Annotated in this window: 6 protein-coding genes; 2 read left to right on the forward strand and 4 right to left on the reverse strand. The window is 73.1% G+C overall.

The genetic code is table 11. The features are described 5' to 3' along the window. Positions 1-32 precede the first annotated feature (32 nt). Positions 33-770: an HAD family hydrolase gene (locus N864_RS17715; RefSeq protein WP_240474386.1), complete on the reverse strand. Its 738-nt coding sequence runs from the start codon at positions 768-770 to the stop codon at positions 33-35. 171 nt (positions 771-941) lie between these two features. Between N864_RS17715 and N864_RS23775 the strand changes: the two genes are divergently transcribed. Next, entirely contained in the window at positions 942-1,973 is a 1,032-nt protein-coding gene (locus N864_RS23775) for an AraC family transcriptional regulator (protein ID WP_051518755.1), read from the forward strand. Here the strand turns inward: N864_RS23775 and N864_RS17725 are convergent. From N864_RS17725 to N864_RS17735, 3 genes are read right to left on the reverse strand one after another with little or no spacing between them, the layout of a single operon-like run. Further along, positions 1,959-2,414: an ANTAR domain-containing protein gene (locus tag N864_RS17725; protein ID WP_034720077.1), complete on the reverse strand. Its 456-nt coding sequence runs from the start codon at positions 2,412-2,414 to the stop codon at positions 1,959-1,961. The two genes, N864_RS23775 and N864_RS17725, sit on opposite strands and share 15 nt — an antisense overlap. Positions 2,415-2,460: 46 nt before the next feature. Further along, entirely contained in the window at positions 2,461-4,014 is a 1,554-nt protein-coding gene (locus N864_RS17730) for an FAD-dependent monooxygenase (protein WP_034720080.1), read from the reverse strand. Then, positions 4,011-4,577, reverse strand: a complete 567-nt coding sequence (locus tag N864_RS17735; protein WP_034720091.1) for a hypothetical protein — start codon at positions 4,575-4,577, stop codon at positions 4,011-4,013. The genes N864_RS17730 and N864_RS17735 overlap by 4 nt, the downstream gene beginning before the upstream one ends. 176 nt (positions 4,578-4,753) lie before the next feature. Here N864_RS17735 and N864_RS17740 point away from each other — a divergent pair, with 176 nt between their 5' ends. Further along, on the forward strand, positions 4,754-6,379 hold the full coding sequence (locus N864_RS17740) for a RecQ family ATP-dependent DNA helicase (protein WP_034720082.1): 1,626 nt from the start codon (positions 4,754-4,756) through the stop codon (positions 6,377-6,379). Positions 6,380-6,398 lie beyond the last annotated feature (19 nt).

Below are 6,398 nucleotides of genomic sequence, written 5' to 3' on the forward strand. Positions count from 1 at the left end.
CGAGTTCTCCTGTGGCACAGCGGGACCGCGCCTCACGGCAGCGGCGGCTCGTCGCTGGCGCCGGGCGGAGGCTGCATCCGGGCCAGCTCGTCCCAGTCGGCGTCGAGGAGGTCCGGCAGGCCGCGGGCGACGAGGACGGCGCCAGCGTCCCTCAGCTCGTCCGCGCCGAAACCCCCGGTGCGGATGGCGACGCAGGGCGCGCCCATCCGGGCCGCCGAGGAGACGTCGAAGGTGGAGTCGCCGATGACGATCGCACTGCGGCCGCCCGACTTCTGCAGCGCGATCTCGAGGATGTCGGGGGCCGGCTTCGAGGAGGGCGCGTCCTCCGAGGTCGTGACGACGGCGACGTCGTCGCGCACGCCGACGAGGTCGACCGCCTGCCGGGTGAACTCCGGCTTGCCGGAGGAGCCAAGCGCGACGGTGAAGCGTCGGCTCAACGTCCGGACGAGGTCGGCGGCACCGGGCAGCGGCTCCACCTCGTCGGCAAGCTTGGCGTACTCCTCGTGCCAGGCCGAGCGCAGCTCGTCACCGATCCGCTGCTCCACGTCGTCGCCGGCGAGGACGCCGACGAGGCGGTCCCCGCCCATCCCGATCGAGCGGTGCACCCGCCACATCGGTAGGGAGATGTCGTGCCGGCGGAACGCGCGGTGCCACGCCAGGGCGTGGTGGTAGGTCGAGTCGACCAAGGTGCCGTCGACGTCGAGCAGGACGGTGTCGTGCCGCGTCTCCTCGCGGCTGCGCATCCGCTCGTCCCGTGCATCCCCCGCCATGGTGGCCTCCTCGACATCGACTCTGCAGACCGCTACCCGCGTGCTCGCCGCGACAAACCGCGGCCCCCTCCGGGAAAGAGGCAGGGCGCCAAGCCCCCACCGGGGACCGCAAGGGCGCACACTGGCGGAAGATCGAGCAGCCGGTCGCCCCCTCCTCGTGAGGTCACCGCCATGACGGCCGTCTCGAACCGATCCGCAGAGGCAGACGCCGCCCCTCGCGGCCCAGCCCAGCCCCAGCCCGGGCGGCGCGCCGCGGCGCACTTCCGGACCGACGACGTCGCGGCTGCCGACGACTTCCTCCGGCGCACCTACTGGGACTACGAGGCACGTCCGCTCGGGACCGTCGAGGCCTTCCGCTTCCACCACGCCGCACGGTCCGCCGGGCCCTGCGCGATGGTCGAGCTCGAGCACAACGCCGCCTACGAGCACGTCACGGAGGCTTCCGGCGAGCCGATGCTCGTGTCCGTCCGGCGGGGACGGGTGGAGCGCACCACGCGCGCCGGCACCGAGCGGTTCACCGCGGGAGACGTGTTCCTCCTCGCCCAACCGGGCGAGGGTTACTCGCTGCGCTGGGACGAGCTGCAGGCAGTGGCGATCCCGGTCCGTCCGCATGACGCCCCCAGCGCCGCCGGGACGAGCGTCGACGCGGCCGGGCAGGTGGTGCGCTTCGGTCGGCTCGCCACCCACTGCCCGGGCCAGCGCGACATGCTGCGCCGCACGTTCGGGTTCATCGACAAGGTCGTTCTCGACCCCGACTCGGCACAGTCCTCCGAGCTGGTCCTCGGCAGCGCGGCCCGGCTCGTGCAGGCCCTTGTCGCCGACGTCTTCGGGGCACCCGGCGACGGTTTCGAGACCCGCGAGCAGGCGGCTGGGGACCAGGGGACCTTCCGACGTGCCCGGGACTACATCGAGGCGAACGCCGACCGCGACATCATCCTGGCGGACATTGCGGCCGCCGCGTTCGCCTCGCCCCGTGCGGTGCAGCTGTCGTTCCGTCGCCATCTCGACACCACCCCCATGGCGTACCTGCGCCGGGTGCGGCTCGAGCGCGCCCACGTGGAGCTCGGTGCGAGCAGCCCGGCCGACGGCACCACCGTGACTCAGGTGGCCGCCCACTGGGGCTTCGCGAGCATGGGGCGCTTCGCGCAGGACTACCGGGAGCTGTACGGCGTGCGACCCAGCGATACCTTATGGGGCGGGTAGCTGGCTGACGTCCCCACCGAGCACGAGGTCCTCGGCGATGCTGCGCAGCTTGCGGTTGCTGTGGTTGCTCGCCTCGCGCAGGATGTCGAAGGCGCGGTCCTCGCTCACCCGGTGGTGTGACATGACGATGCCCATCGCCGCCCCGATCGTGCGGGACGTGCGGAGGGCCTCTTGGAGCTGGGCGACCTGCTCCCTGTTGATCATGCCGTCGGTCTGCAGCTCGGCGACGATCTCGCGGTCGATCTCGGCGCGGGCCTCGAGGTCGTCGAGGCGTCTTCGGTCCTGGGCGGCGAGTGCCTCGCTCGCGTCAGCCCTGCTGTCCGCCAGCGTCCCCCGTGCGATGAGCGCGTCGATGTCGCCGCGTTGCGCCTGCAGGCATCCGGTCAGTTCGTCGAGGCGACGGCGGGTCTCCAAGTCCTCCGTCGGTTCATCAATCCCCATCTTCTCAGTATGCCAACGACGGGTCCGTGCTGACGCGATGAGCCGACTACTTGCCGACAAGTGAGAGCCAGTTCTCGAGGCCCGCACCGGTGGGGGAGCGAAACCCGACCTGGCCGTCCGGGCGCACCGCCGTCACCGCGGTGCCGGGCCGGCTCGACAGCCGGTGGACCATGGTGTTTCGGGCGACCCGGGCGGGCTGGGGCGCGGCCTCCCGGGACACGAGCACGTGCACGCCCGGCTGGGCCGTCAGCTCATGGAGAGACGTGGGGCGTCCGTCGCACACCACACGTGTCTCGGGCAGCCGGTCGCCGGGGTGCGGCCCGGATCCACCCGGGTCCCGGTCGACGGACAGCGGGCTCGAGCGATACCGCACCCAGCCCTGGGACAGGATCCACAGCACCGTGGACATGAGCGGTCGCCGACTCGTCGCCCACGGCATGAGCGGAGCGACCAGCGGCAGGAGCCGTCCACGGACCAGCCTGGGCAGCAGGGCCGGTGAGGCCTCCCCGGTGAAGACCGTGTCGGTCAGGGCCAGCACCTGCCGCGCGACGGGCCGCCGCTCGAGCTGATAGGACTCCACCAGCGGGGAGTCCGGGCCCAGGTCGGCTGCGGCCGCATGGGCGAGCTTCCAGCCGAGGTTCGTCGCGTCCTGGATCCCGCTGTTCATGCCCTGCGCGGCGGCCGGCGAGTGACTGTGTGCGGCGTCGCCCACGAGGAACACACGCCCCGCGGAGAACCGCTGAGCCAGCCGATGCTGCAGGGGGATTCGGGAGGACCACGCCACCCGGGACACGACGGCGTCGAGTCCCGCGCGGTCGAGGAGCTCCTGCAGCTGCTCGGTCGGCACCGGTTCCTCGCCCAGACCCGGCGTCCCGGCCCGGCGCGGCCGGGTCGCGAGGATGCGCCACGGCGCGCCCTCCCCGAGGGCGAAGACGAAGACGAGCCCCTCCGCACCGACTGCGACCTGGAGCCGTCCCGGGCGCACGTCGCCGCACAGCTCCACGTCCGCGAGGACCACTTCGACCGCGTAGTACCGCCCCGGCCACGCGATGCCGAGCTGCTGGCGCACGGTGCTGCCGGTGCCGTCGGCGCCGACGAGGAACCGGGCGTCGACCTGCTCGGCGCGGGACGACGAGCGCACCGTCGCGCGCACGCCGTCGGTGCCGCTGACCGGCACGCCGTCCCGTGGGTCCAGCCCGGTGCCCCACTCGACCTCGACCCCGCGGGCGTGCAGCTCGGCCAGGAGGACCTCCTCCACGTCCAGCTGCCGGATCATGGTCAGGTGCGGGTAGGCGGTCCCGCGCCACCCCAGGTCGCCGAGCTCGACCTGGACGAGCCGGCGGCCCACATGGAGGTCCGCCGCCGGGGACGCGTCGCCCCGAGCGAGCAGGGCGTCGACCACCCCAAGCGGGCGCAGCACCTCGAGCGTCCGCGGATGGACCATCATCGCCCGGGACGGGCGTCGGTGGTCCGTGCGCCGCTCGACGATCCGCACCGTGCCCCCGTGGGCGACGACGTCGAGGGCGAGCGCGAGCCCCACCGGGCCCGCCCCGACGACGAGGACGTCAACCGGGTCGCTGGTCATCCGGACGCGACTCATCCGAGCGCGACGACCTCCCACCACTCCCCAGCGGCCGTGGCGACGGCCGGCTCGCGGGCGCCCCCGTCGAGCTCGGTGAAGACGTCCGCGCGACGCTTGCCCGGCAGCACCCGGTAGTGGATCGACCCCGACACGCTGACGAGCTGGAGCACCCGCCACAGCGCTCGGGCGTAGGCCTCCGCCCGCTCGGCGCCGTCCCACTCGTAGAGCCCCCGATAGGTCCCGTTGTCGTCATGCGCCACCCACAGCTTCGTCACAAAGCCGGGGAAGCCGACGAAGAGGGGGGTGTTGAGCAGGCTCTCCCACTCGAAGAGCCGGTGCGCGCGCCCGTGGACCGCCCGGAGCCGGAAGCAGACATCGAGGACGCACGGGTCGACCGGTCGAGCATCGACGGCCGTCTCGCGGTAGACCCGGCCCACGGTGCCGTCGCCGAACCGGACCCTCCGGCCCACCCACTCGCTCGGCAGGTGCACCTGCCCCCTGACGAGCAGGAGGCCACTGCGCGCGATGCAGCGGCCCACGGCAGCCGCGGCGCTCCCCCAGGGCAGCGGTTGTTCGATCATCACGTCCACCTTTCCTCGTCCTGCGCCCACGGTCACGCCCCGGCATGGGTGGCGACGAGAGGCGAAGGTCCCGTGATCCCCGCCTCGTACGGAGGTCGCCCGCCGCCTCACCCGCCGAGCGGCATACCGTCGGCGCCGTCGCGCGGCGTGGCGGGACCGCTGGGTACAGGGCGGCCATGTCACAGACCGACCTGGCCGCGGCCGCCCAACACGTCCTCGGCATCGACGACCTCCGTGAGGGGCAGCGGGTCGCGATGGAGGCGACGATGAGCGGGCGTGACGTCCTGGCCGTCATGCCGACGGGCTACGGGAAGTCGGCGCTCTACCAGGTGCCGGCAGCGCTGCTGCCCGGCGTCACGGTCGTCGTCTCGCCGCTCCTCGCGCTGCAGCGCGACCAGGTCGCGGCGCTGCGCGCCGCACCGGCCGCCCCGCGGGCCGACGCGCTCAACTCGACGACCAGGGCCAAGCGGGCCGAGGCGATCTGGCAGGCGGCCGAGCACGACGAGCACCACATCCTGTTCCTCGCCCCGGAGCAGTTCGCCAACGACGAGGTGATGGCGCGGCTCGCCGGCCTCGACGTCGCGCAGTTCGTCGTGGACGAGGCGCACTGCATCTCGGCGTGGGGCCATGACTTCCGGCCGGACTACCTGCAGGTCGGCGCCGCGGTCGAGCGACTGGGCCACCCGCGCGTTGTCGCCCTCACGGCGACCGCGTCCCCACCGGTGCGGGACGAGATCGTCGAGCGGCTCCACCTGCGCGACCCGCTCGTCGTCGTGCAGGGCTTCGACCGGCCCAACCTGCACCTGGCCGTCCACCGCTACGTCGAGGACGACGACCGTCGCGACGGGGTCGTCGAGCGGGTGGCCGGGCTGGCCGGGCCCGGCTTGCTCTACGTCGCGACCCGCAAGGACACGCAGTGGTATGCCGCTGAGCTGGCTGAGCGGGGCGTCGTGGCCCTCGGCTATCACGGGGGGATGCGCGCCCCGGAGCGGCGCGAGGTCCACGAGCGGTTCACCGCGGGAAGCGTCGACGTCGTCGTCGCGACGTCAGCGTTCGGGATGGGGATCGACAAGGCCGACATCCGCTTCGTCCTGCACGCCGCCGCGCCGGACGCACCGGACACGTACTACCAGGAGATCGGGCGGGCCGGTCGTGACGGCGAGCCGGCGGAGGCGGTGCTCTGCTATCGACCCGAGGACCTCGGGCTGCACCGGTTCCACACCGGCGGCAGCGTCGACGAGGACGCGCTCCGGACCGTGTTCGCGGCCGTGCGCCGTTCCGAGGGCGGCATCCGGCTGACCGACCTCCGCCGGGCTGTGGAGCTGCCGGCGCGGCGGGTCACCGGGATCGTCAACCTGCTCGAGCAGGCCGATGCGGTGCGGGTGCGGCGGTCGCGGGTCACCGCCCGTGACGTCCGTCCCGCAGACGCCGTCCGGCGCGCCGTCGAGGCGGCCGAGACCCGGCAGCGCGTGGAGCGGTCGCGGATCGAGATGATGCGCGGCTATGCCGAGACGACGGGGTGCCGGCGCCAGTTCCTGCTCGGCTACCTCGGCGAGGAGCTGCCCGAGCCGTGCGGCAACTGCGACACGTGTGAGTCCGGCTCTGCCTACGAGCAGCTGCAGCGGCGAGGACGCGACCCGTTCCCCGTGGGCGCTCATGTCGAGCACGCCGAGTGGGGTCCCGGCGTGGTGATGAGCACCGAGGAGGACCGGCTCACCGTGCTCTTCGAGACCGAGGGCTATCGCACCCTGGCCCTCGAGGCGGTGCAGGCGGAGGACCTGCTCAGCCTCACCCCCGCCTGATCGAGAGTGCATGACTTCA

The organism is Intrasporangium chromatireducens Q5-1 (assembly GCF_000576575.1).
GTDB classification, from domain to species: Bacteria; Actinomycetota; Actinomycetes; order Actinomycetales; family Dermatophilaceae; genus Intrasporangium_A; species Intrasporangium_A chromatireducens.

Bases quoted from the DNA above. Each gene is read 5' to 3' on its own strand.
- N864_RS17740 (WP_034720082.1), top strand. From the start codon at position 4,754: ATGTCACAGACCGACCTGGCCGCGGCCGCCCAACACGTCCTCGGCATC.
- N864_RS17725 (WP_034720077.1), bottom strand. From the start codon at position 2,414: ATGGGGATTGATGAACCGACGGAGGACTTGGAGACCCGCCGTCGCCTC.
- N864_RS17730 (WP_034720080.1), bottom strand. From the start codon at position 4,014: ATGAGTCGCGTCCGGATGACCAGCGACCCGGTTGACGTCCTCGTCGTC.
- N864_RS17715 (WP_240474386.1), bottom strand. From the start codon at position 770: ATGGCGGGGGATGCACGGGACGAGCGGATGCGCAGCCGCGAGGAGACG.
- N864_RS23775 (WP_051518755.1), top strand. From the start codon at position 942: ATGACGGCCGTCTCGAACCGATCCGCAGAGGCAGACGCCGCCCCTCGC.
- N864_RS17735 (WP_034720091.1), bottom strand. From the start codon at position 4,577: ATGATCGAACAACCGCTGCCCTGGGGGAGCGCCGCGGCTGCCGTGGGC.